The 22,956-nt window shown below is 38.4% G+C and carries 22 protein-coding genes and 1 riboswitch; of the genes, 11 read left to right on the forward strand and 11 right to left on the reverse strand.

The window, feature by feature from the left end; all coding sequences use genetic code 11:
• Position 1: 1 nt before the first annotated feature.
• Positions 2–781, reverse strand: a complete 780-nt coding sequence (locus tag P0Y49_08085) for an SAM-dependent chlorinase/fluorinase (protein ID WEK21097.1) — start codon at positions 779–781, stop codon at positions 2–4.
• A gap of 102 nt (positions 782–883) precedes the next feature.
• Here P0Y49_08085 and P0Y49_08090 point away from each other — a divergent pair, with 102 nt between their 5' ends.
• The 4 genes from P0Y49_08090 (at position 884) to P0Y49_08105 (ending at position 4,285) form a co-directional block, all read left to right on the forward strand.
• Positions 884–1,852: a PhoH family protein gene (locus tag P0Y49_08090; protein ID WEK21098.1), complete on the forward strand. Its 969-nt coding sequence runs from the start codon at positions 884–886 to the stop codon at positions 1,850–1,852.
• A 50-nt stretch (positions 1,853–1,902) separates the two neighbouring features.
• Entirely contained in the window at positions 1,903–2,847 is a 945-nt protein-coding gene (locus tag P0Y49_08095) for a phosphoribosylaminoimidazolesuccinocarboxamide synthase (GenBank protein WEK21099.1), read from the forward strand.
• Between the two features lie 140 nt (positions 2,848–2,987).
• A complete protein-coding gene (locus P0Y49_08100; GenBank protein WEK21100.1) occupies positions 2,988–3,374 on the forward strand; it encodes an STAS domain-containing protein in 387 nt (128 codons plus the stop codon).
• Positions 3,374–4,285, forward strand: a complete 912-nt coding sequence (locus P0Y49_08105) for a ribonuclease Z (GenBank protein ID WEK21101.1) — start codon at positions 3,374–3,376, stop codon at positions 4,283–4,285. Before P0Y49_08100 ends, P0Y49_08105 begins: the two co-directional genes overlap by 1 nt.
• 55 nt (positions 4,286–4,340) lie before the next feature.
• Here the strand turns inward: P0Y49_08105 and P0Y49_08110 are convergent, their stop codons facing one another.
• Genes P0Y49_08110 through P0Y49_08120 form a run of 3 tightly spaced genes read right to left on the reverse strand, consistent with a single transcriptional unit; the run spans position 4,341 to position 7,102 of the window.
• Positions 4,341–5,285 (reverse strand): MlaD family protein, encoded by a 945-nt coding sequence (locus P0Y49_08110; GenBank protein ID WEK21102.1) that lies wholly within the window; start codon positions 5,283–5,285, stop codon positions 4,341–4,343.
• Between the two features lie 20 nt (positions 5,286–5,305).
• Positions 5,306–6,151 (reverse strand): N-acetylmuramoyl-L-alanine amidase, encoded by an 846-nt coding sequence (locus tag P0Y49_08115; GenBank protein WEK21103.1) that lies wholly within the window; start codon positions 6,149–6,151, stop codon positions 5,306–5,308.
• Positions 6,152–6,196: 45 nt separating this feature from the next.
• Positions 6,197–7,102: an N-acetylmuramoyl-L-alanine amidase gene (locus P0Y49_08120; protein WEK21104.1), complete on the reverse strand. Its 906-nt coding sequence runs from the start codon at positions 7,100–7,102 to the stop codon at positions 6,197–6,199.
• A gap of 29 nt (positions 7,103–7,131) precedes the next feature.
• Here P0Y49_08120 and P0Y49_08125 point away from each other — a divergent pair, with 29 nt between their 5' ends.
• From P0Y49_08125 to P0Y49_08135, 3 genes are read left to right on the forward strand one after another with little or no spacing between them, the layout of a single operon-like run.
• Complete coding sequence (locus tag P0Y49_08125) at positions 7,132–9,828, forward strand: putative LPS assembly protein LptD (GenBank protein ID WEK21105.1); 2,697 nt, start codon at positions 7,132–7,134, stop codon at positions 9,826–9,828.
• Positions 9,829–9,840: 12 nt separating this feature from the next.
• Positions 9,841–11,088 carry a competence/damage-inducible protein A gene (locus P0Y49_08130; protein WEK21106.1) on the forward strand — a complete coding sequence of 416 codons (1,248 nt, stop codon included), beginning with the start codon at positions 9,841–9,843 and terminating at the stop codon, positions 11,086–11,088.
• A gap of 50 nt (positions 11,089–11,138) precedes the next feature.
• Positions 11,139–12,464 carry a dihydrolipoamide acetyltransferase family protein gene (locus tag P0Y49_08135; protein ID WEK21107.1) on the forward strand — a complete coding sequence of 442 codons (1,326 nt, stop codon included), beginning with the start codon at positions 11,139–11,141 and terminating at the stop codon, positions 12,462–12,464.
• A 63-nt stretch (positions 12,465–12,527) separates the two neighbouring features.
• On the opposite strand, the gene P0Y49_08140 is transcribed toward P0Y49_08135, so the two are convergent.
• The 4 genes from P0Y49_08140 to P0Y49_08155 form a co-directional block, all read right to left on the reverse strand.
• Positions 12,528–13,769: a homoserine dehydrogenase gene (locus tag P0Y49_08140; protein WEK21108.1), complete on the reverse strand. Its 1,242-nt coding sequence runs from the start codon at positions 13,767–13,769 to the stop codon at positions 12,528–12,530.
• Between the two features lie 7 nt (positions 13,770–13,776).
• Entirely contained in the window at positions 13,777–14,835 is a 1,059-nt protein-coding gene (gene metX, locus P0Y49_08145; protein WEK21109.1) for a homoserine O-acetyltransferase, read from the reverse strand.
• 29 nt (positions 14,836–14,864) lie between these two features.
• Positions 14,865–16,172, reverse strand: a complete 1,308-nt coding sequence (locus tag P0Y49_08150; GenBank protein ID WEK21110.1) for an O-acetylhomoserine aminocarboxypropyltransferase/cysteine synthase — start codon at positions 16,170–16,172, stop codon at positions 14,865–14,867.
• Positions 16,173–16,403: 231 nt separating this feature from the next.
• Positions 16,404–16,517: riboswitch (SAM riboswitch) on the reverse strand.
• Between the two features lie 155 nt (positions 16,518–16,672).
• Positions 16,673–17,794, reverse strand: coding sequence for an aminotransferase class I/II-fold pyridoxal phosphate-dependent enzyme (locus P0Y49_08155; GenBank protein ID WEK21111.1), 1,122 nt, complete (start codon positions 17,792–17,794; stop codon positions 16,673–16,675).
• Positions 17,795–17,909: 115 nt separating this feature from the next.
• Between P0Y49_08155 and P0Y49_08160 the strand changes: the two genes are divergently transcribed.
• Entirely contained in the window at positions 17,910–18,395 is a 486-nt protein-coding gene (locus tag P0Y49_08160; GenBank protein ID WEK21112.1) for a lipocalin family protein, read from the forward strand.
• A 176-nt stretch (positions 18,396–18,571) separates the two neighbouring features.
• Here P0Y49_08160 and P0Y49_08165 read toward each other — a convergent pair whose 3' ends face one another.
• Genes P0Y49_08165 through P0Y49_08175 form a run of 3 tightly spaced genes read right to left on the reverse strand, consistent with a single transcriptional unit; the run spans position 18,572 to position 20,207 of the window.
• Positions 18,572–19,366, reverse strand: coding sequence for an NIPSNAP family protein (locus tag P0Y49_08165; GenBank protein WEK21113.1), 795 nt, complete (start codon positions 19,364–19,366; stop codon positions 18,572–18,574).
• Complete coding sequence (locus tag P0Y49_08170) at positions 19,359–19,568, reverse strand: hypothetical protein (protein WEK21114.1); 210 nt, start codon at positions 19,566–19,568, stop codon at positions 19,359–19,361. Before P0Y49_08170 ends, P0Y49_08165 begins: the two co-directional genes overlap by 8 nt.
• 30 nt (positions 19,569–19,598) lie before the next feature.
• Entirely contained in the window at positions 19,599–20,207 is a 609-nt protein-coding gene (locus P0Y49_08175; protein WEK21115.1) for a YdeI/OmpD-associated family protein, read from the reverse strand.
• Positions 20,208–20,352: 145 nt separating this feature from the next.
• On the opposite strand from P0Y49_08175, the gene mqnE reads away from it, so the two are divergent.
• From mqnE to P0Y49_08190, 3 genes are read left to right on the forward strand one after another with little or no spacing between them, the layout of a single operon-like run.
• Positions 20,353–21,546 carry an aminofutalosine synthase MqnE gene (mqnE, locus tag P0Y49_08180; GenBank protein ID WEK21116.1) on the forward strand — a complete coding sequence of 398 codons (1,194 nt, stop codon included), beginning with the start codon at positions 20,353–20,355 and terminating at the stop codon, positions 21,544–21,546.
• Position 21,547: 1 nt separating this feature from the next.
• Entirely contained in the window at positions 21,548–22,159 is a 612-nt protein-coding gene (locus P0Y49_08185) for a histidine phosphatase family protein (GenBank protein ID WEK21117.1), read from the forward strand.
• Between the two features lie 9 nt (positions 22,160–22,168).
• Positions 22,169–22,894, forward strand: a complete 726-nt coding sequence (locus tag P0Y49_08190) for a menaquinone biosynthesis protein (GenBank protein ID WEK21118.1) — start codon at positions 22,169–22,171, stop codon at positions 22,892–22,894.
• Positions 22,895–22,956: the final 62 nt, after the last annotated feature.

Genomic DNA, 22,956 nt, shown 5'->3' on the forward strand with positions numbered 1-22,956 from the left:
TTTAAGCGTGAAATTCGACCCTGATGATGTCATTGAGATGCAGGCCGAGTAAGCCACTAGCTTTGCCTTTATTAATGGCAATTTCGAGATGGTTACTAATACCAAACAAGCATAGTTTTTCTCCTTCAGGAACTTCATTGTAATGCCAGCTTAGCTGGTTAATGGTTTCACTTTTTCGGAAGTAAAGGGTGAAATCTCTGTTCTTTTGAATTTTAGTAAACAACTCTTTAGTAATGTTGGTGATCACATTGCTAAATGTATCGATGTAAATTACACTACCCCTGATGATATCACGTTCGATAACGGGATTGAGTAACATTCTTTCTTCTATGCTGTCGGTAGCAACACCGATATCTTGTAGTTTGGCTCCTTTTGCCAATTGGGTAGCTGCTTTAACAAAAATATCGACAAGTGGGAAGTGCAGGTATTTTAAGTCCTGCATAATGTTTAGTTCCACAATTTCATCGGGCTTTTCCTCAAATAGCAAAGAAAAAATACCATTATCGGCACCTACAAAAAAATGATCTTTATGTTTTAAAGCAATGTATTTGGTATGCTGACTAAACACAGAATCGATCCCAATCAGGTGAACTGTACCTTTTGGGAAGTAGGGATAAACGTTCTTTAAAACAAAAGCTGCATGCGAAATATTAAAGGATGGCACTTCATGTGTTACATCAACAATTGTAGCAGTAGGCAAGATACTCAATATACTTCCCTTAAGGGCAGCCTGATAGAAATCTTTTGAACCTAAATCTGTTGTTAAAGTAATAATGGCCATTAAAAATTGAATATTTATTCTTAATCTTGCGTAAGCGGCAAATCGCGTACAAATATTCAACTTTTATATCAAAATATACACTCCTATCTAAAAAACAATATTTTGAACGAACTGAAATTAACATTAGAATCGGTAGATCCGGCACAGTTTTGGGGCACGAATAACGAGCATTATGAACTTATAAAAAATGCTTTTCCCAAATTAAAACTTGTAGCAAGAGGAAATGAAGTAAAGGTACTGGGTGATGATCAGGAACTTAAGGGGTTTGAGAAAAAATATAACCAGTTGCTTGAACATCTGGAGAAATACAGCGCTTTAAGTACAAGCGATGTGGAGTCAATTTTGGTATCAAAAAAAACGTCAGCAACTGCTGAACCTGGAGCTGAAAAACCTGCCGGTGGTGGAGGTGGTGGTGAGGTGATCGTTTTTGGTACGAATGGTCTAATGGTAAAAGCCAGGACTGCCAATCAACGCAAGATGGTGGAAAGCATTGGAAAGAATGATGTGCTTTTTGCGATTGGTCCGGCCGGAACGGGAAAGACGTATACCGCTGTTGCTTTAGCGGTTAGAGCACTGAAGAATAAAGAAATTAAACGGATTATATTAACTCGTCCTGCTGTTGAAGCGGGAGAAAATTTAGGTTTCCTTCCCGGAGATTTAAAGGAAAAGGTTGATCCATATCTTCGCCCATTATATGATGCATTGGATGATATGATCCCTGCAGAGAAATTGAAAACTTATATAGAAAATAGAACAATTGAGATTGCTCCATTGGCATTTATGCGTGGAAGGACATTGGACAATTGTTTTGTGATTTTAGATGAGGCTCAGAATTCGACGGACTTGCAATTGAAAATGTTTTTGACACGTATGGGGCCATCTGCAAAATTTATTGTAACGGGTGATGTTACGCAGATAGATTTACCGAAGAAAACGATGTCAGGGCTACACAATGCCTTGCGTATCCTTGATGATATACCAGGCATTGATATCATTTACCTGAATGGTGATGACGTGGTAAGACACAAGCTGGTGAAAAGAATATTAAAAGCCTACGGCGATATACAGTAAAGAGCAAGGATTAAGGATCAAAGAGCAAAGATTAAAGAGTAAGGATTACAATGACAGCAATAAAAGAAACAAATTTTAGCTTTCCGAAGCAGACCAATTTTTATAAGGGTAAAGTGCGCGACGTGTATACCATCGATAACCGGTTTATGGCGATGGTGGTTACAGATAGGATATCAGCATTTGATGTGGTTTTACCTGAAGCAATACCTTTTAAAGGACAAGTATTAAATCAGATTGCGGCTAAGTTTTTAAATGCTACAAAAGATATCGTGCCTAACTGGGTAATTGGTGTGCCGGATGAAATGGTAACTGTAGGTCGTATTTGCGAGCCTTTTAAAGTTGAAATGGTGGTTCGGGGATACCTGGCAGGACATGCATGGAGAGAGTACAGTGCTGGTCGACGCAGCGTTTGCGGGGTTGCTTTACCTGAAGGATTGAAAGAAAATGACAAGCTTCCAAAACCGATCATTACACCAACTACCAAAGCGGCTGTTGGTCACGACGAAGATATATCGAGAGCAGATATTTTAGCGAAGGGCATTGTTTCTGAAACTGATTATGTACAGCTTGAAAAATATACTTACGCTTTGTATGAGCGTGGTACGCAAATGGCTGCAGATAGGGGATTGATCCTGGTAGACACCAAATATGAGTTTGGTAAAGCTGGTGAAGAGATATTTCTGATTGATGAGATCCATACACCGGACTCTTCACGTTATTTTTACGCAGAAGGTTATGCCGAGCGTCAGGATAAGGTAGAGCCTCAGAAGCAACTGTCTAAAGAGTTTGTTCGCAAATGGTTAATAGAGAATGGTTTTCAAGGGAAAGATGGCCAAACAGTGCCAGTAATGACACCTGAGATTGTAAACTCTATATCGGATCGTTATATTGAACTTTACGAGCAAATTACGGGCGATCAGTTCATTAAAAATGAACAATCTGATGTCGTAGCGCGTATTGAAAAGAATGTGAATGACTTTTTAAATAGCCTTTAATCATTAAAAATGCTATTATTGCATTGTACAGTATTACACAATTGTTGTAAATGCCTGTTTAATTTAATGATAAGTTTTAAATAGGCATTTATATACAGATAAAATTAATTACTTTCGTATCAGACTAAATAATCAATAGCATGAAATTTTCAGTAGATAAGCATGAAAAGTATGTTGTTTTAAAACTCAACGAATCGAAGTTAACAAACGACAATACACCGAAGTTGAAATCTGAGTTCATTTTATTGAACACAGAGGGATATTGTAATATCGTATTAGATCTATCAGCCGTAAAACAGTGTGATGATTCTCAGGATCTGAGCAGCTTACTTTTTGGAGACAGACTTTGTAAAAAGGCAAATGGCTTGTTTGTTGTTACAGGTGTGAATAACGTTGTAGCAAAGATTTTAGAGATGTCAAATCTTAACCAATCCTTAACTATAGTTGCCAAAGTTGATGAGGCTACCGACCTGATCTTTATGGAAGAAATAGAGAAAGAACTGTTGGGGAGCGTAGATAAAGGTTAATGAAGTTTGAGGTTACTATTTTAGGCAGTAGTTCTGCTACCCCTGTATACAATAGGAATCCTACGGCTCAGCTTTTAAACTGCAATGAAAAGTTCTATTTGATAGATTGCGGTGAAGGAACCCAACAACAACTTATCAGGTATGGGTTTAAAGCAAATAAAATTGATTTTATTTTTATCAGCCATTTACATGGTGATCATTACTTCGGATTAATCGGGCTGCTTTCCAGTCTGCATTTAAACGGGCGTATTAAGCCAATGGTGATATTTGCTCCTGCTGCATTGGCAGATATCCTGGCTTTGCAATTTGAACACTCAGAAACGGTAATCAGATACCCAATTGAATTTGTAGCCGTACAGGCTGATGAACCGAGGCAGATTTTCGAAAATGCAGATCTGACAGTCGAAACTATTATTTTAAATCATAGAATTCCATGTACAGGCTTTTCTTTTGTACAAAAGAAAAGATTACGCAAGCTGATCGTGGAAAAACTGGAAGCTGAACAAATTCCAATCGAATATTACCCAATGCTAAAAAGAGGGGTAGATCTGGATTTACCTGATGGCCGGGTTTTATTGAACGTTGAATATACTACAGACTCTGAGCGTCCGAAAAAGTATTGCTACTGTTCAGATACCTTGTTTGATGAAAGCTATTTTGAAACTATAAAAGGTTGTGATACATTGTATCATGAAGCTACCTTCTTACATGAAATGATTGATAGGGCTAATCAAACCCATCATACCACTGCATTACAGGCTGCTCAGGTTGCTAAAGATACGGGGGCGGTTAAATTGCTCATTGGTCATTTTTCATCTCGCTATAAGACGCTGCAACCTTTACTGGAAGAAGCGCGGTCGGTGTTTGAAAATACAGAACTAGCTATAGAAGGAAATACATACTCGATATAAACAAAAAAGCTTCAGCATTTGCTGAAGCTTTTTTGTTTATATCGAGGTATTAAGCTTATTTATCTTTTTTGCCAAATATCGAGAAGTGAACATAACGTTTAGGATGTTGTTTTAGATCTATCATTAAACTATCCAGATTTTTTGAGGCATTGGTTAAGTTTTCATACATTTTTTTATCATTAACCAGTAGTCCTAAAGTACCTTGTCCACTATTAATTTTACCTACTATTCCTTGTAAATCAGCTACGGCTTTATTTGCATTCTCTATTGTTTGTTTAAAGTTGGCGGCAGCTACCTGATCTGAAATGGTATGAATGTTATCTAAAATACTATTGATCTTTTCATTGTTCTTTTTAAAGTTCGTTGAAATGGACTCTGCATTGGCTAAGATTGCCGAGATTCTTGAACTCTCAGAACCTACCAGATTGTCTACTTTTTTAGAAGTACTTTCTAAAGAGGACAGGGTAGCAGCAATGCTGTTAAAGCTCTTGTCTACATTTTTCTGGAAATTAGGATTTAAAATAGTGTTTACACTGGTCAATATCGAGTCCATTTTTGCAATGATCAGCTCGGTTTTTTTCTGAACCGGCTGAACGGTTTCAAGTAATCCTTTTGCAACATTGGCATTTAGAAAATCACCATCCTGCGCATAATCTGTGCCTGTGCCTAAAGTCAGAACGATAGCTTTACTACCTAAAAGATCTGTTCCTTCCAATCTCGCAATACTATTTTTTGGAATTTCGTACTTTCCCTTGATTTTTAATGTAGCCAAAATGGATCCATCTGATTGCAATTGCAGCTTATCTACACGGCCAATCTGAAAACCATTGATTAAAACCGGCTTAGATACACCCAGTCCATCAACGCGGGGATACTTGGCATAAAGGACTGTCTCATCCGAAAATATGGCATTACCTTTTAAGAAATTATAACCTATGATTAATAAGGCGATAGAAAAGGCTGCCAATATGCCTACTTTAGTTTCGTTTGCGATCTTCATTCAGTATGGGTATTTGTTTCTTAATTTATCTCAGTTTCTTTTTTATATGTTTTTACAGCCTTATAAATGGAATTCACAATTTCGTCTTGTCCATCAGACGAATTCATGTAATCTTCTTCAGTGGGGTTAGAGATAAATCCAATTTCCGTTAAAACTGCGGGCATCCCACATCTTTGCAGGATTAGCAAGCCTTGTTCTTTTACACCTCTGTTTACCCTTTTGCTATCGTTTGTATAGGCATTTTGAATTAATCGGGCTAACTTCAGGCTTTTATCTCTAAATGTATTTTTGAACAAAGATAGTATAATAAATGTTTCGGGATCATTAGGGTCGTATCCATCATAATTTTGCTTGTAGTTTTTTTCGAGCTTGATATCCGCGTTCTCTCTGATTGCCGCATCTTGCTCATCTAAGCGGTGTGACCCGGCAACAAATGTTTCAGTTCCACTTGTAGAAGTATTTTTCACTGAACCGTATTGGGCTATTTTTTTTCCATTTTTAGTTTCTGTATAACTGGTTATAACTCTTCTGTCGGGCATAGAATTACAATGAATAGAAATAAAGATATCTGCTTTATTGTCGTTTGCTAATGCTGCTCTTTTATGAAATTCGACATCAATATCTGTTTTTCTGGTATAAAGGACTTTTACATCAGGCATTTCTTCTTCAAACTTCCTGCCTAGTTTTAAGGCTACCTTTAAAGCAACATTCTTTTCTAGTGAGTAACTTCCGGCAGCACCGGATTTAGGGCCGCCATGCCCTGCATCAATAACAATTGTTTTAACTTTATATCCCTGAGAAAAAGCAGTTTGTACACTTATGAATAATGGAATGGCTAATAGGAATACAATTTTTTTTAATCTCATCTCTCTTTATCTTTTAATCTTTATTCTTTGCTATTTAATCAGTAATTACCCTTCGATACCTTTTCTATAATTTTCAATTGCTTTTAATAAGCACTCGGTAATTTCTTTTTGTCCGGCTTCAGAATTCATATAATTTTCTTCATCAGGATTACTGATAAAGCCAATTTCAGTTAAAATCGCAGGCATTCCGGCTCTGGCCAGTACCGCAAGGCTTTTTTCCTGAACACCGCGGTCTACGCGACCTACACGAACATATTGATCCTGAACCAATTTGGCAAGTTTTAAACTTTGCGTCCTGAAAGTATTCTTCATCAAAGATAGAATAATATAATTTTCCGGGTTGTTGGGGTCAAAACCCTCGTAGTTTTCTTTGTAATTGTCCTCTAAAAAGATGGCGGCATTCTCTCTCTTGATCACTTCGTCCTGCTCATTTAACCTTCCCATACCCGACACAAAGGTTTCTACGCCTTTGGTAGAGGTACTTTTGCGGGATACAGTTTCGGTAATAGGGATTTTTTTGCCGTGCTTGCCCTTTTTGTAACCGGTAACTACAGTTGTTCGATATACAGGCATATCATTACAATGAATAGAAATAAACAGATCTGCTTTGGCATTATTGGCTATAGCAATCCGTTCATAAAGCGGGATAAATACATCTGTAGTTCGGGTATAAATCACTTTTACATCCTTCATATTGGCCTCTATAGCTGCACCTAGGTGCAATGCTGTTTTTAAGGCTACATCTTTTTCTGTTGAATATAAACCATGGGTTGAACCATCACGGCCTCCGTGTCCGGCGTCTATAACTATAGTTTTTATTTTATATTCTTGCGTAAATGCCTGGTTACCAGATGTGATGATGAGAATAATAGAAATAAATATAATCAAAATTACATTTGGTCTAAGCAATGGTATATTTTTCATTAATTTTGAACGTTTTGGATTAAACATTAATGCAAAAATAACATTCACACACGAATTTGAAACTTTTACGCTACATCATTTTATTAAAAACGATTGTTTTATTAACTTCTGTTAGTAACTATGCGCTAGCATTTACTTCTTTTTCGCCCTTCCAGGTTGTAAAGCAAACAGATACAACCAAGAAGGATACGACAAAGAATAATCCCCTTATCAAGGGAAATGTGAAGAGCAATCCAAAGGATACAACGGCTTCCGAAAAAATCCAATACGCAGCCAAAGATTCTGTTACTTTTAATAAAGACAGTAGTATTGTTTATTTATATGGTAAAGCCAGGGTTATTTATCAGGGACTGGAGTTGGATGCCGATTATATCAGTTATAATAATAAAACCAATATTATTTATGCCAGGGGGACTGTAAATGAGAAAGGTAAGTATGTTGGGCGGCCAATTTTTAAAATGGAAGGACAGGGGACTTCTATGGCCGATTCGTTAAGATTCAATACAATCACTAAGGCAGGTAATATATTCGGGGTGTACACCGAGCAGGAAGGAGGCTTTTTTACGGGTGGAAAGGCTAAAAAGCAGCCTGATGATGAGATACATAGTAAGGGTCAGACTTTCAGTACCTGTAATTTGCCGCATCCCCATTTTGGGATACACTTTACCAAAGCTATTGTCACGGAGAATCAGATTATAGCAGGGCCACTTTATCTGGAAATTGAAGATGTTCCCTTGCCGCTTGGTTTGCCCTTTGCATTTTTTCCCAAGCCCAATAAGAAGAGCTCAGGAGTTATTTTACCAACTCCAGGTGAGGATTTTTCGAGGGGCTTTTTCTTACAGGATGGGGGCTATTATATTGGTTTAAGTGATTATTGGGATGCAAAGCTAACGGGTACAATATATTCCTACGGATCATTTAGTGTGAGAGGTGCTTCAACTTACACCAAAAGATATAAGTTTAATGGAAATGTGGATCTGAATTATGCTTTTAATCAGTATGGTACTAAGGGGACGGCGGACTATAACACAAGTAAGGATTTTAGGATCAATTGGAGCCATTCGCAAAACCCGAATGCAAAGCCAGGAACAACTTTTTCGGCAAGTGTAAATGCAGGTACATCCAGCTATGATAGGCAAACTGCAGGGGGAAATACTTATAATCCTTATCAAACTGCAAATAATACTTTGTCATCCAGTATTTCCTATAGCAAGATTTTTGGAAAAGGAATAAATTTTTCGGGTGCATTTCGTCACTCCCAGGAAACGCAAGCTAAGACGATAAGCTTAACATTACCTGATATTACGTTGTCGGTCCCTACATTTAATCCATTTGATTCAAAGGACCGCGTGGGTGAACAAAAGTGGTATCAAAAGATATCGGTAGGATATAATATGCAGGCAACCAATCAGATCAATACTATAGATTCCTTGTTATTTAAAAAAGGAAGCTTAAGTCAGTTCAGAAATGGGTTTCAACACAATATCCCTATTAGTATGTCTTTTAATGTGTTACAGTATTTTAACTTTAATGCTGGGATAAGTTACCTGGAAAGATGGCATTTTCAATCAATCAGAAAGACTTATGCTAAGGTGCCAAATGCAGCTGATGCCATTTTTATTGATACTATACCTGGTTTTAACAGGTCGGGTCAATATTCCATTAATGGTGGATTATCTACGAAAGTATATTCAACAGCTCAGTTTAAGAACTTAGGTAATTTTAAAGCCTTACGTCATGTGATGACGCCAAGTATTAACTTTGGTTATACACCTGATTTTTCTGCCATAAGCCAGGGAAACTATAAGTATGCCTATTACCAGGATGGATCTCCTGTATACTTCACTAATTTTAAAGGACAACCAGAACAGGTTAAGTATTCAATTCACGAAGGTTCTTATTTTGGAGGTCCTGGTTTGGGGAGTAGCGCCACTATAGGTTTTTCAATCGACAATACGGTAGAAGCAAAGGTTTTAACTCCAAAAGATACAACAGGAACAGGAGAAAAGAAAATTCCAATTATACAAGGGTTAGGAATAAGTGGAAGCTACAACTTGCTGGCTGAAAATTTTAAGCTATCGACTTTAGGTTTTAGTGGCCGTTCACAGTTTACCGATAAACTTGGAATTAACTATTACGGTACGTTGAACCCATATTTATATGAAAATGTGATTGATTCTAATACTAATTTGCCAATCAGAAGGCTTATTGATAAATATACCTGGACACGTGGTCAATTTCCTCGTTTAACCAATTTCGGTTTCTCTTTTAGCTATAGTCTGAATCCGGAAGCCCTTAAGCGTAAAAATGCTACTCAAGATAAGATAAAGGAACAAAAGAATGCCGGTGGACTAACACCTGAACAAGCTGAAGCATTGGCTAAAGTTAGCCGTGATCCAAATGCCTTTGTTGATTTTAATATTCCATGGAACTTTGCATTTTCTTACAACTTTAACTATAGTACTACTGATGTTGGGCTACTCCCCACGGTAACCAATACATTAAACTTTAATGGTGATGCGAATATCACTCCTAAATGGAAAGTCACTTTTAGCTCGGGCTGGGATTTCAAGAATAAAACAATTTCCCAAACGAATTTCGCAATTTATAGGGACTTGCATTGCTGGGACATGAGCTTTAACTGGGTGCCATTTGGTTTTTACCAGAGTTATTCAGTTGATATTAAGGTTAAGGCTTCGATCCTTCAGGATTTGAAACTGAGCAAGAGAAAAGGATACTACACCAGATTCTAAACTTATTTTTTTATGCTAGCAGAAATTATAACCATTGGTGATGAAATACTGATTGGTCAGATTGTAGATACGAATTCAGCCTGGATGGCTGAGCAACTAAATCTGATTGGTATAAAAGTTAAACAGGTCAGCTCCGTTTCTGACGATGCAAATCATATTATTGAAGCATTGCAGCTTGCAGAAAAAAGAGCAGATATTATTCTGATTACCGGCGGTTTAGGTCCCACTAAGGATGATATTACTAAAATAACACTAGCCAGGTATTTTAACATGGGCTTTAGACGGGATCAGGAAACATTGGAGCATGTGACAGATATTTTTACCCGTTTTAAAAAGCCAATGATCGAGTCTAATCGTAAACAGGCTGATGTGCCTGATGGGTGTACAGTAATCAAAAACAAAAATGGTACTGCACCCTGTATGTGGTTTGAGGAGCGTGGCAAAATATTTGTTTCTATGCCGGGTGTTCCTTTCGAAATGATGTACCTGATGGAGGAAGAGATTCTTCCAAGGTTAAAGAAAGCATTTAAGCTACCTGCAATCATTCATAGAACTATACTAACTGCTAATATTGGAGAGTCTTTTTTGGCGGTAGAGCTGGAAGAAATAGAAAATAGCTTGCCACCATATATTAAATTGGCCTATTTACCGAAACTAGGGCAAATCAGATTAAGGTTAAGTGGTACCGGTGATGATGAGAAATTGCTAAAAACAGAGGTCGAAACTTATGCGCAGCAGATCATCAGTAAGGTGAAAAAATATGTAGTTGTTGACAAAGATATTACGCTGGAAAAAGCCATATTGGATATCATGGAGCAGCATAAACTGACTTTATCTACTGCCGAGAGCTGTACAGGTGGTTATATATCGCATCTGATTACACAGCATCCAGGATGTTCGGCGGTATTTGCAGGAGGGGCTGTAACTTATTCTAATGCACTTAAAATGTCTGTTTTAGGGGTTAAAGCAGAAACATTGGAGGCTTACGGTGCCGTAAGTGAACAAACTGTAAAAGAAATGGCCTACGGTGCGAGAATTAATTTTAAAACCGATTATGCTGTTGCTGTGAGTGGAATTGCCGGACCTGACGGTGGTACTGCCGATAAACCTGTTGGTACTGTGTGGGTTGCAGTGGCAAATAGTCGCCATGTAATTGCAAGGTTATTTAATTTTAGTAACCGCAGGATACAAAATATTGAGCGTTCTGCCATAGCTGCATTGACTATGGTTTTGAATGAGGTTAAACAAGATGTGGGTTAAGTCTGTAAAATACTTTACTTTTGCACCTGATACAAATCATAAAATAAAAAATGGCTCAATACGAATTATTGTTACCTAAAATGGGGGAGAGCGTTGCAGAAGCAACCATTATAAAGTGGGTTAAACAGCCTGGGGATAAGATTGAAATGGATGACACCATTTTAGAGATTGCAACCGATAAGGTGGATTCTGAAGTCCCTTCGCCAATAGCAGGTAAATTAGTAAAGCAATTATTTAAAGAAGACGATATTGTACAAGTGGGTGCAGTAATTGCAATCATAGAAACAGATATGGAGGCCTCAGTAAGCACTGAAGCCGTTTCGGCACCTGTTGCAGCAATAGACACGGTTTCTGAGCCAGTCATAGCAAATATACCAGGGGTAGAGCAGCTTTCTACCGAAAGTGTCTCAGATCGCTTTTATTCTCCTTTAGTAAAGAACATCGCAGCTCAGGAAGGTATTCGTTTAAGTGAGCTGGATAACATTGCAGGGACAGGATCTGATGGTCGTTTAACCAAAGATGATCTGTTAAATTATATTCAGAATAATAAACAAGGCGGAAAGGCTCCTGCTGTTGTAGCAAATGCTGCTCCTATAGCTACAGAACCAAAACCTGTAGCTCAACCCGTAAAAGCGTCAGCTCCACAAGCGGCTGCAAGCGTAAGCGGCTTCGATGAGATCATAGAGATGGACAGGATGCGTAAGCTGATTGCCGATCACATGATCATGAGCAAGCAGACCTCGCCACATGTAACTTCTTTTGTGGAAGCGGATGTGACCAATATGGTGATGTGGCGCGAAAAAGTAAAAAAGAATTTCGAAAAACGGGAGAATGAGAAGATTACCTTCACACCAATCTTTGTAGAGGCGGTGAGTAAGGCGATAAAAGATTTTCCAATGATCAATGTATCCGTAAACGGTACTCAGATTGTTAAGAAAAGAGATATTAATATAGGTATGGCAGCTGCTTTGCCTAGTGGAAACCTGATTGTACCGGTAATTAAAAATGCAGATCAATTGAACCTTGTAGGTTTAACTAAATCTGTGAATGATCTGGCTAATCGTGCCCGTAATTCTAAGTTAAAACCGGATGAAACACAAAATGGTACTTTTACTTTAACCAATGTGGGATCTTTTGGAAATGTGATGGGTACACCAATCATTAACCAGCCACAGGTAGCTATTCTTGCTGTTGGTGCCATTAAAAAGAAACCTGCAGTTTTGGAAACGGAATTTGGTGATGTAATTGCCATCAGGCACATGATGTTCCTTTCCTTATCGTACGACCATAGGGTAGTAGATGGTGCGCTAGGTGGATCATTTGTACGTCGGGTAGCAGATTACCTGGAGAACTGGGATGTAAACAGAGAAATATAAGTTCCTATATAAATCAAAAAGGCCCCAAACGGGGCCTTTTTTAATGGTCAAAACAAATACTAGTTAACTAACTAATGCCTCTTCATCAGCCACAGCTTTAATCTGTTGCTCTGTATAAGTATATTTTCCTGTGTGTGCAATGAACACATCTTTTTGTTCCAACAAATCACGGTTGGCGATCAGGCTTTTTAAGCTGACACTCCCAATAACGTATTTGTAGTCATCACGTGAAAATCTTTCAACAATGTTCTCAATCTTCAATTTCTCTACGGTATATTCATGAACATACCGTAGGTAAACTTCAATATTTACGTTATCAGTATGGATAAGTCCATTTTGCTGATGGTATTTTTTATATTCATAACGGTAGCCGTATCTTAAAGCTGCAATATCTGATAATACGGCTGCACCTGTAGGGTGGCCACCGGCCCCTTTTCCAAAAAAGAATTGTTTATCGGCAAAGGCAGCTTGAACGGTTACGCCATTGTACTCATTTTCTACATTGAAAAGAAAATCATCCGACTTCACAAACTTTGGCAATACATAAGTTACCACTTGTTTGGTACTTATTTTACGTGCTGTAGGTACTAATTTAATTTTAAAGTTCTTTTCTCTGGCATACCTGATGTCGTTCTCAGAAAGGTGTTGGATACCAATATTAAGAATTTTATCAGGATTGATGAATAAGCCGTATGCATGTGCAGTAGCAATAGCCAGTTTGAATTTAGGGTCATATCCACCTACATCAAGAATAGGGTTGGTTTCGGCAAAGCCAAGATCCTGCGCTTGTTTTAGAGCTACGCCATATTCCAGGTTCTCATTAAATATTTTAGATAAAATATAGTTAGATGAACCATTAAAAATGCCACTGATGCCATGAAGCAGCTCATTGTCGTAATATTCCTCCAGGTTACGGATAATCGGAATACTGCCACATACTCCACCTTCGTAAAGTAAAGATGCATCGTGTTTTTCCTGGAGTTCAACCAGTTCTGCAAGGTGCGAGGCAATCATTTTTTTATTGGCAGAAACTACATTTTTACCACTGATTAATGCTTTTTTAACAATGTTGTAAGCAACATCAGCATCATCTATCAATTCTACAATTGTATTGATCTCACTGTTGTTTAACAGTTCGTCGTGATCCGTTGTAAAAAGGTGCGCATCTAAAGTACGTTTCTTCTCAGGGTTTTTGATGGCGATCTTAATGATTTCAAGATTTAAATCCTGACCACGGATAATGTCGTGTAGTCCCTGTCCAACTACCCCAAAACCAAATAAACCAATTTTAAGTTTCTTGCTCATCTAATTATTATGCTGTTTTATGTAATTTAATTATTTTTTTGTTGATGCTTTCTTTCAGGAAGTTACCAATGATGTTTGTAAGTGCATCAGTTTCAATAAGGAACCCGTCATGTCCATAAGCGGATTTAAGGCTGTGAAATTCGGCACCCGGAATGTTCTTTGCCAAAAATTCCTGTTCTGATATCGGGAAAAGTACATCGTTATCAATGCCTATAACCAATGTATTTGCTTTTATCAATGCCAATGCATCGGTTATGCTGTTTCTTCCTCTTCCAACATTATGGCTGTCCATTACTTTGCTTAGGTACCAGTAGCTATAGGCATTAAAACGTTTGCAAAGCTTTTCTCCCTGGTAATTCTGGTAAGAAGACGCTCTGAAGTTAGCCGTTTTATCATTTACACTTTCCAATTGTGTTGCGGTATAAGCATCATAGGTTCTGTATGACAATAAAGCAATGCTTCTGGCTACTTTTAACCCTTTTAGTCCGCCATCAGGCTTTTGAGCGTAAAAACTGCGATCGGCACTAATGGCCAGACGTTGACTTTCATTAAAGGCAATACCCCATGGGGAATGAACAGCGTTTGTTGCGATCAGGATAAGGTTTTCAATAGTTCCCGGATCAATAATTGCCCACTCCGAAGCCTGCTGCCCGCCTAAAGAGCCACCTATCAGTACTTTAATTTGCTGAATGCCTAAATGTGAAGCAAGCAGGCGGTGTGCCGAAACCTGATCCCTGACCGTAAGTTCGGGGAAGGAAAGGTAATAAGGTAAACCTGTCGCCGGGTTTACACTTAAAGGGTTGGTACTGCCATAATGCGAACCCAGTACATTGGCGCAGATGATAAAATGCTCATCAGGGTTAAATAAGGCATTGTTGCCAAATAATCCTTTCCACCAATCCAACACATCAGAATTAGCTGTAAGTGCATGGCAAGCCCAAATTACATTATCCTTTTTTGCATTTAGTTTACCATAAGTCTGATAGGCTATTTCCAGCTTACGCAGCTTCTTGCCATTTTCAAGCTTAAAGGTTTTGGTGTGATTATATTTGGATATTGTACTCATTACTAGATCTTGGTAAAAATTGCAGAAGATTATTTTTTATTTATTGAAGCAAAAGCTTGTTCAAAATCAGCCTTGATGTCATCGATATGCTCAATACCAACAGATACCCTCAATTGATTAGGGGTAACACCAGCGCTGATCTGCTCTTCATCACTTAATTGCTGATGTGTAGTTGCTGAGGGTTGTATGATCAGCGTTTTTGCGTCTCCAACATTAGCAAGGTGACTCACCAGGTTAAGGTTGTCGACCAAAAGCGTAGCTTTTTCTTTAGGACCGTGCAATTCGAAAGACAATACGGCTCCAAAACCATTTTGCAAGTATTTTTTTGCATTGGCATGATATGGACTGCTTTCTAAACCGGGGTAGTTTACACTTTTTACAGCCTCATGGCCTTCAAGCCAGGTGGCCAAAGCAAGCGCATTGTCGACATGACGTTGTACACGTAAGGATAGTGTTTCTAAGCCTTGTAATAACTGGAAAGAGTTGAAAGGAGAGATGGCAGGGCCAAAATCTCTTAAGCCTTCTACGCGGGCACGAATGATAAACTGGATATTTCCGAAAGGACCATCATTTCCAAATACATCATTAAATACCAATCCATGGTAACCTTCGGAAGGTTCGGTGAATTGACTGAATTTGCCATTTCCCCAGTTGTAGTTTCCACCGTCTACGATTACACCACCAATGCTGGTCCCATGTCCACCAATCCATTTAGTTGCAGATTGAACTACAATGTGTGCGCCATGTTCTAATGGCTTAAACAGGTATCCTGCGCAACCAAAAGTATTGTCTACAATTAAAGGTAAATCGTGTTTTTTGGCAATAGCCGATATTTTTTCGAAATCGATGATACTATAGGCAGGGTTACCAATACTTTCCAGGTAGATTGCTTTTGTATTGGCATCAATTTGGGCTTCAAAATCTGAAGGGTCATCGCCATTGGCAAATTTAACTTCGATGCCTAAGCGTTTAAAGCCAACTTTAAACTGGTTGTATGAACCGCCATACAGGTGAGATGAGGAAACGAAGTTATCGCCAGCTTCTAATATGTTGTTTAATGCAATAAATTGCGCTGCTTGTCCAGATGCAACAGCCAATGCAGCTACACCGCCTTCAAGGGCTGCCACACGTTTTTCAAATACATCTGTAGTCGGATTCATGATACGGGTGTAAATGTTTCCAAATTCCTTCAATGCAAACAAATTTGCACCATGTTCAGAGCTTTGAAATCCATAAGAAGTGGTTTGATATATAGGCACAGCTCTGGAGCCGGTTGTCGGATCTATTACCTGACCTGCGTGTACTTGTAGTGTTTCAAATTTATGAGAAGCTGACATAATATGTGTTTAATTTTATATGATGTAATTAATTTCCTGGGGGATACCGACAGGCACAAATAGGCATGAAAGTATATAGTTATTTTGCGTACCCTGATAGGGCCTTCCGAATGGATTACAAGAAATACAAAAGGAAGATTTACAGATTATTGCATGCAGCAGCACATACACATGGTATGTTTCGGGCAACAATAACGACTAAGATTAGAAATAATAGTTTTCATACGTTTAAATTTATCTTTCCAAACGACACCATGCCGGCTGGTCAGGAATTGGCACCTTCTCCATTTTGGGAGGGTTGCCAGTGGGTCAAAGAGCCTGTCTCTCGCCACTTCTTTATAAATCAAACCTTGAATAAAGAAGGTTGACTTGATTAGCTTTCGCTAAATAATAATTCAAATGTAGGGGTAACTTACAAAATAACCAAAATTAAATTCTGAATATTTTGTAAGTTGTTGATGATTAGTCGTATAAAATGTTTTTGTTGCTTGTGTTTAGGACTATTTTATGGCTAAAGCTTGCTCGAAATCGGCTATTAAGTCGTTTATGTGCTCAAGTCCTGCAGAGATCCGAATTAAATTTTGTGGAGTTTTCGTGTCAGGACCTTCTACAGATGCGCGATGTTCTATTAAACTCTCAACGCCGCCAAGGCTGGTTGCCTGTGCAAATAACTTTACCTGATTGACAACTCTCCGTGCTTCTACAGCACCACCCTTAACCAGGATAGATAACATCCCTCCAAAGCCACTCATTTGTTTTTTTGCAACCTCATGTCCGGGGTGAGCAGGTAATCCGGGATAATATACTGTTTCAACTGCAGGATGATTTTCGAGGTAAAGGGCGAGGGCCATTCCATTTTCACAATGCCCACGCATTCTGTATGACAGGGTCTTAATACTTCGTATCAGTAAAAAGCAATCGAAAGGTGAGGGAACAGCGCCGCCAATCTGTTGTATATTTCTAATTTTTTCCCAGAACTCATTTTGCTCAGCGGTTACCAAAAGACCACCAAGTACATCGCTATGGCCTCCGATGTATTTGGTTGAAGAATGCATCACAATGTCGGCCCCCAAAGAAATAGGGTTTTGTAGACAAGGGGAGGCAAAGGTGCTATCGCAGGCCAGTATCAAGCCATTTGATTTGCTAATCTCAGCTATGGCGGCCACATCTGTGATTTTTAACAACGGGTTAGATGGTGTTTCTGTCCAGATCATCACCGTGTTTGGTTTGATGTGTTGTTTAATGAGTTCTATATCGGTGAGGTCGATAAAGTCAATAGACAGCGTATTAGCAAAAATGGTTTGTAATTGCTTTTTAAAGCCCCAGTACATATCGTCGGGTGCAATAATATGACTCCCGGGTTTAAACGCTTGAAAGATAGACATCCCGGCTGCATTGCCTGACGAGAATGCACAGGCATCAGCTCCCTTTTCTAACGCTGCAATAGTGTTTTCAAGGGCAGATCTATTTGGATTGCTAACTCTGCTGTACATGTGTCCACCAGAATATCCACCATCTGCATTTCTTAAAAAAGTTGTAGACAAATTTATTGGTGGGGTAACATCTTGTGTACTGATTTCATATAAATTTCCGGCATGTATTGCTAAGGTTTCTGCTCTCATTATGATGGGGTTAAATGCTTAGAAATAATACTAAGCGATAATAGGGTTAAAGGTAAAAATTATTATGCTGAAGTTTTGGCAAGATTTATGTATTTGAAAAGAAAAAATACATGATATGAAAAAAATATTCCTGATAGCAGCCATTTTTTGCAGTGCAATAGTGGTATTGCAGAGTTGTTCGCCAAAAGGTGCAGCCACTACCCAACCTGTAAGAAGAGGTGATATAACCGGTAATTGGATTTTAAATGACATTACATTTGACGGAGTTCCTCAAGCTTCTGTTAAATCATTATTTGGTGAATCATCATATAAATGTTTTGTGGGTAGTGCCTGGAGGTTAACCAATAGTGGCAATGGTAGCTATACGCTAGGAAGTGAATGTGGTTCTAAAATGCAAACCATTTATTGGTCGGCTAGTCCTAAGGATGATACTTTCCAATTTAAAAAATTATATGAAGGTGATAAAGCTAAAAATGTAACTGAAGGCTACAGGATGTTAATCGCGTCAGCTAATGGAGATACTATGGTGATTAAAACACCTGTAGATTATGGCAATCGCACAGCTTATATCGTGCTGAACTTTAATAAGGCACAAAAGTAATGGGAAAAATAACCATTCTCTTCGGAGTCTGGCATCTGTTGCGAAAAGCAACAGCGCCCGAGGCCTCCTCTGAGAAGGTAATTTTTCTGGTCAAATAGTACATAACAAAAAAAAGGAACTTATAATCAGTAAGTTCCTTTTTTTTGTTATGTGTATTTTAACGTGTTATTCTTTTTTTAAATATCAGAGTAATCAGTTGGGGTTAAGAAACGTGTGTCATTTTTAGATACGTTGTTCTGGTATTCAGGCATAGATTTTAGTTTTAACCAGTATTCGTCTTTTCCAAATGCTTTCCAGTGTTCATCACGGTCAGCTTTATTCTCAAAGGTTGTCAGGTACATCAAGTTTGGCATTCGACTTCCGGAGATTACTTCGGCATAAAAAACAGCGTTGAAGCCGAGTCTTTTGAATAGTTCGATTTCGCCGCCTTTATTGAACATTTCCACTTTGTTTTTGTAACGTTTTTCAGTCGGACCTTCATAGCTACGCAGTTCATATACACGGTCTTTTTTTGGAGCTGTTAATTTTGGTAGGCTGAACTTCGGATTTCCTTCAAAAGCATTGAGAAGGATGCTTTCAATTCTCTCGTAGGGTGCATCTGTATGTAAAGCGTTGAGATAGTTCTTTCCGTCGTTCTGGAATTTGAGGTCCTTTTCAAGGGTGTTTTCAATTTTAGTGAAATGTGCGTAGGAAGTAAAAGGGATAAAAACATATACCAGTTTTTCGCTATTCTCAGCTCCCTTTGTGTCAGTATTTTGCACAGGTTTAAAAACACCAATATTGTTGATCCCAGCACGATGTAAAGCAGGAAGGTATGCCATTTTTAAAAAGTCATCCACTGTTTTTTCCTGTTCACCATTCTTTAAATGATAGATTTTTATTTGGTAGAAATCCCTGTTGGCATTATTGGCATAAAGATAGCCAATAGGCATCATCAATAGTGAGAGAAATAAGATGGATAATTTATTCATGCTGATTTTCTATGATTTCCTTGATTTTTATGAGGCGGTCGTAAAAGCATTCGAAAGGTCTTACGTTTCCGTGGATTTTTAATAAGGTAATATGGGTGTCAATGCATTTGGCTACATTGTTTAGCTTAGTGCCCGGATAAAGTTCTAATGACTGGGGTAAATCTATTCCTGAAAAATGTGCTTCTAATTCGTCAATTGTCATGGCGCAAATGTAGCCAAATATTGATATCCTTTAGCGCATGTATTTCCAGTTCCTGTATTTTCCTTCACTGATCCATTCTATTGCTGTTGTTAGTCTTTTCTCTCTTGTCTGTTCCGTTTTCGCTTCGGTGATCCATTCCAGGTATTCTTTTTTTTGGGAGTAACTGAATTTTTCGAAGTGTTGCTGGGCCAGGGGGGATGCCGATAAGCAATCCTTAAAATAATCAGGGATCTGTATTTCCGTTTTTATAGCAGTAGTTTTTTTAGGCACCTTTTTTCCTTCTTTATTAAGCAATACCGCATTTTGGATATAAGAAATCAATATATGATCTTGAGGGATATCTGCTAAGCAAGTAATTTTGCCAAGTTGTCCCATGGCTTGCTCTCTTTCTTTTCCCAGAATATGATCAGGATCCGGGAGTAGGGCCCCTTTCCAAAATCCAAAAGCACAATGTGCTTTAAATGCAGCCATATTACAAACAATACCCTTGTAATCAAAAACTGGAAACCCCCACTTAATGGTTTCGGTGATTTCATGCGAAGCCTGATGTACCAGCATTCGTAGGTGTTTAAGTATAGGTTGAGCAAAGTCAGCAGACTTAGCAATATAAGCATCAACCCGGGGATCATATTTTTCCATAACAGCAAGAATTTGTGATGAGCTAAGATAAGAAAGAATTGTATTTGTGCTGTAATGTGCTTTTACAAAATGTTGACAGGTAAAATCGGTTAAAAAAAGAGGGATCTAATGATTTTATGCTATTTTTGCTCATTATACATGATAAATGGATACGACTTCAAAACTTGCTTTGATCTTAGCTGATGCTGATCTTTCAGCAGAACTAAAATCAATAGCCCTCAAAGTTCAAAATAAGGAAAGAATTTCATTTGATGAGGGTGTTTATCTTTACGAACATGGTGAACTTGGCTATCTTGGTGTTTTGGCAAATTACATCCGGGAACAGAAGCACGGCGACAATACTTATTTCAATCGTAATTTTCATATTGAACCTACAAATGTTTGCGTATACGACTGCAAGTTTTGCTCTTATTCGCGTATGATTAAAGAACGTGAATCGGGATGGGAAATGAGTGTGGATGGCATGATGGATGTATTGAAGAAATATGACAATGAGCCGGTAACCGAAGTGCATATTACAGGTGGCGTTGTACCTAAGCAGAACCTGGATTTTTACAGTGATTTTTTTAGAAAAGCCAAAGCACATCGTCCTGATCTTCATATAAAAGCCCTGACTCCGGTAGAGTATTACTATATTTTCAAAAAGGCAAAGCTAAGCCATTATGATGGTATGAAATACTTGCAGGAAGCTGGCTTGGATTCCATGCCGGGTGGTGGTGCTGAGATCTTCCATCCTGAAGTAAGGGAGAAGATTGCACATGATAAATGTAATGCAGAACAATGGCTGGATATACATGAGCAAGCGCATAAACTGGGTATGAAAACCAATGCAACGATGTTGTATGGACATATAGAACAGTTTTGGCACAGGGTAGATCATATGGAGCGCTTGCGTCAGCAACAAGATAAAAGTGGAGGCTTTCAGGCATTTATACCGCTTAAATTCAGAAATCAGAACAACCAGATGGACAATGTACCGGAAGTTTCTGTGATTGAGGATTTAAGAAATTATGCCATTGCCCGTATCTATATGGATAATTTTGATCACATTAAGGCTTATTGGGCAATGATCAGCAGACAAACAGCACAGTTGTCCTTAAACTTTGGTGTGGATGATATAGATGGTACTTTAGATGATACCACTAAAATCTACTCTATGGCGGGTGCGGAAGAACAACATCCGGCTATGAATACTCAGGAATTGGTAAACCTGATTAAACAAGTAGGTCGTAAGCCAATTGAACGGGATACTTTATACAATGTGGTAACCGATTATACCAATGTTGTATTTGAAGATGAAGCGAAACCCCAGTATTATAAATTGCCCGTAATCAATTAAGATGGATAAAGAAATATATATCATCAGGCATGGTGAAACCGATTTAAACAAACAAGGGATAGTACAGGGAAGAGGCATAGATAGCGATCTGAACGATACCGGAAGGGCACAGGCTGCTGCGTTTTATGCTGCATATAAAGATATTCCTTTCGATAAGGTATATACCTCTAAATTAAAGCGTACACATCAAACTGTTAAAGGTTTTATTGATGCTGGAACGCCATGGGCCCAGCTTGCCGGGTTGGATGAACTTGCCTGGGGAATATGGGAAGGTAAACCCAATGATGAAAACGCCATCGCCGCTTTTAAAGGCTTGATGGAGAAATGGGAGAGTGGAGATTATGATGCACATTTTGAAGGCGGCGAAAGTCCGAATGATGTGTTGAAGCGAGAAAAAGAAGCACTTGAGATTATAAAAAGTGCTACTGACGAGAAAACTATCTTGATTTGCATGCATGGTCGCGCAATGCGTTTGTTTTTATGCTTGCTTACAAACCGGCCAATCTCCGAAATGACCGAATTCCCACATCAAAACACTACCCTATATAAAGTTAAACTGACCGGTAATCAATTTGTAATTACGGAGTTTAACAATACTGATCATTTAAAATAGCTTTTACTGTTGAATAAGATTAAAATTTCTGCCGTTTCCTATACCAATACCAAACCTTTTATTTACGGAATTGAACATTCAGCCTTGTTGAATCAAATCGATTTGAGCTTAGATATCCCTACAGATTGCGCAGCAAAATTGATTGATGGTCAGGTTGATATTGGTCTGATTCCTGTAGCTGCAATTCCTAATGTGCCTAATGCTAACATCGTTGCCGATTATTGTATTGGATCTGTAGGAGCGGTAAATTCTGTATTTATCTTTAGTAAAGTGCCTGTTGCCGAAATCAAGACAGTAAGACTGGATAGCCACTCACGAACTTCTAACAACTTGGCAAAGGTTTTATTGAAGTTTCATTTTGGGCAGGAGGTAAGCTATGTTACAGATGAACCTATAGATGCAGATGCTATTGTTTTAATTGGCGATCGCACCTTCGGTAAAAAGGATGATTTTCCTTATGCTTACGATATGGGTGAGGAGTGGATGAGTTTTACCGGTTTACCATTTGTTTATGCTGCATGGGTTGCCAATAAGGTTATTCCGCAGGCATTTATCAATGATTTTAATCAAGCCCTGGCTTTTGGTTTATCTAAACGCAAAGCGTTACTGCTTGATTTACCTAAACTGGAAAACTTTGATCTTGAAGATTACCTGTTGCATAAACTTGACTTTGAGTTAACCGATAAAAAACGGGAAGCCCTGGCCTTGTTTTTATCGTACATTGCAAAATTATAAACCTATTCACATTTTTTTAATTTTCAACAAAACGTAAAGCCTACGTCTCAAATAGTATCTTT

The organism is Candidatus Pedobacter colombiensis, assembly GCA_029202485.1.
GTDB lineage: Bacteria > Bacteroidota > Bacteroidia > Sphingobacteriales > Sphingobacteriaceae > Pedobacter > Pedobacter colombiensis.

What these genes read in the sequence shown, in the direction of transcription:
- P0Y49_08085 (WEK21097.1), bottom strand. Translation starts at nt 781, where the DNA reads ATGGCCATTATTACTTTAACAACAGATTTAGGTTCAAAAGATTTCTAT.
- P0Y49_08095 (WEK21099.1), top strand. Translation starts at nt 1,903, where the DNA reads ATGACAGCAATAAAAGAAACAAATTTTAGCTTTCCGAAGCAGACCAAT.
- P0Y49_08100 (WEK21100.1), top strand. Translation starts at nt 2,988, where the DNA reads ATGAAATTTTCAGTAGATAAGCATGAAAAGTATGTTGTTTTAAAACTC.
- P0Y49_08105 (WEK21101.1), top strand. Translation starts at nt 3,374, where the DNA reads ATGAAGTTTGAGGTTACTATTTTAGGCAGTAGTTCTGCTACCCCTGTA.
- P0Y49_08110 (WEK21102.1), bottom strand. Translation starts at nt 5,285, where the DNA reads ATGAAGATCGCAAACGAAACTAAAGTAGGCATATTGGCAGCCTTTTCT.
- P0Y49_08115 (WEK21103.1), bottom strand. Translation starts at nt 6,151, where the DNA reads ATGAGATTAAAAAAAATTGTATTCCTATTAGCCATTCCATTATTCATA.
- P0Y49_08120 (WEK21104.1), bottom strand. Translation starts at nt 7,102, where the DNA reads ATGTTTAATCCAAAACGTTCAAAATTAATGAAAAATATACCATTGCTT.
- P0Y49_08130 (WEK21106.1), top strand. Translation starts at nt 9,841, where the DNA reads ATGCTAGCAGAAATTATAACCATTGGTGATGAAATACTGATTGGTCAG.
- P0Y49_08135 (WEK21107.1), top strand. Translation starts at nt 11,139, where the DNA reads ATGGCTCAATACGAATTATTGTTACCTAAAATGGGGGAGAGCGTTGCA.
- P0Y49_08140 (WEK21108.1), bottom strand. Translation starts at nt 13,769, where the DNA reads ATGAGCAAGAAACTTAAAATTGGTTTATTTGGTTTTGGGGTAGTTGGA.
- metX (WEK21109.1), bottom strand. Translation starts at nt 14,835, where the DNA reads ATGAGTACAATATCCAAATATAATCACACCAAAACCTTTAAGCTTGAA.
- P0Y49_08150 (WEK21110.1), bottom strand. Translation starts at nt 16,172, where the DNA reads ATGTCAGCTTCTCATAAATTTGAAACACTACAAGTACACGCAGGTCAG.
- P0Y49_08155 (WEK21111.1), bottom strand. Translation starts at nt 17,794, where the DNA reads ATGAGAGCAGAAACCTTAGCAATACATGCCGGAAATTTATATGAAATC.
- P0Y49_08160 (WEK21112.1), top strand. Translation starts at nt 17,910, where the DNA reads ATGAAAAAAATATTCCTGATAGCAGCCATTTTTTGCAGTGCAATAGTG.
- P0Y49_08165 (WEK21113.1), bottom strand. Translation starts at nt 19,366, where the DNA reads ATGAATAAATTATCCATCTTATTTCTCTCACTATTGATGATGCCTATT.
- P0Y49_08170 (WEK21114.1), bottom strand. Translation starts at nt 19,568, where the DNA reads ATGACAATTGACGAATTAGAAGCACATTTTTCAGGAATAGATTTACCC.
- P0Y49_08175 (WEK21115.1), bottom strand. Translation starts at nt 20,207, where the DNA reads ATGGAAAAATATGATCCCCGGGTTGATGCTTATATTGCTAAGTCTGCT.
- mqnE (WEK21116.1), top strand. Translation starts at nt 20,353, where the DNA reads ATGGATACGACTTCAAAACTTGCTTTGATCTTAGCTGATGCTGATCTT.
- P0Y49_08185 (WEK21117.1), top strand. Translation starts at nt 21,548, where the DNA reads ATGGATAAAGAAATATATATCATCAGGCATGGTGAAACCGATTTAAAC.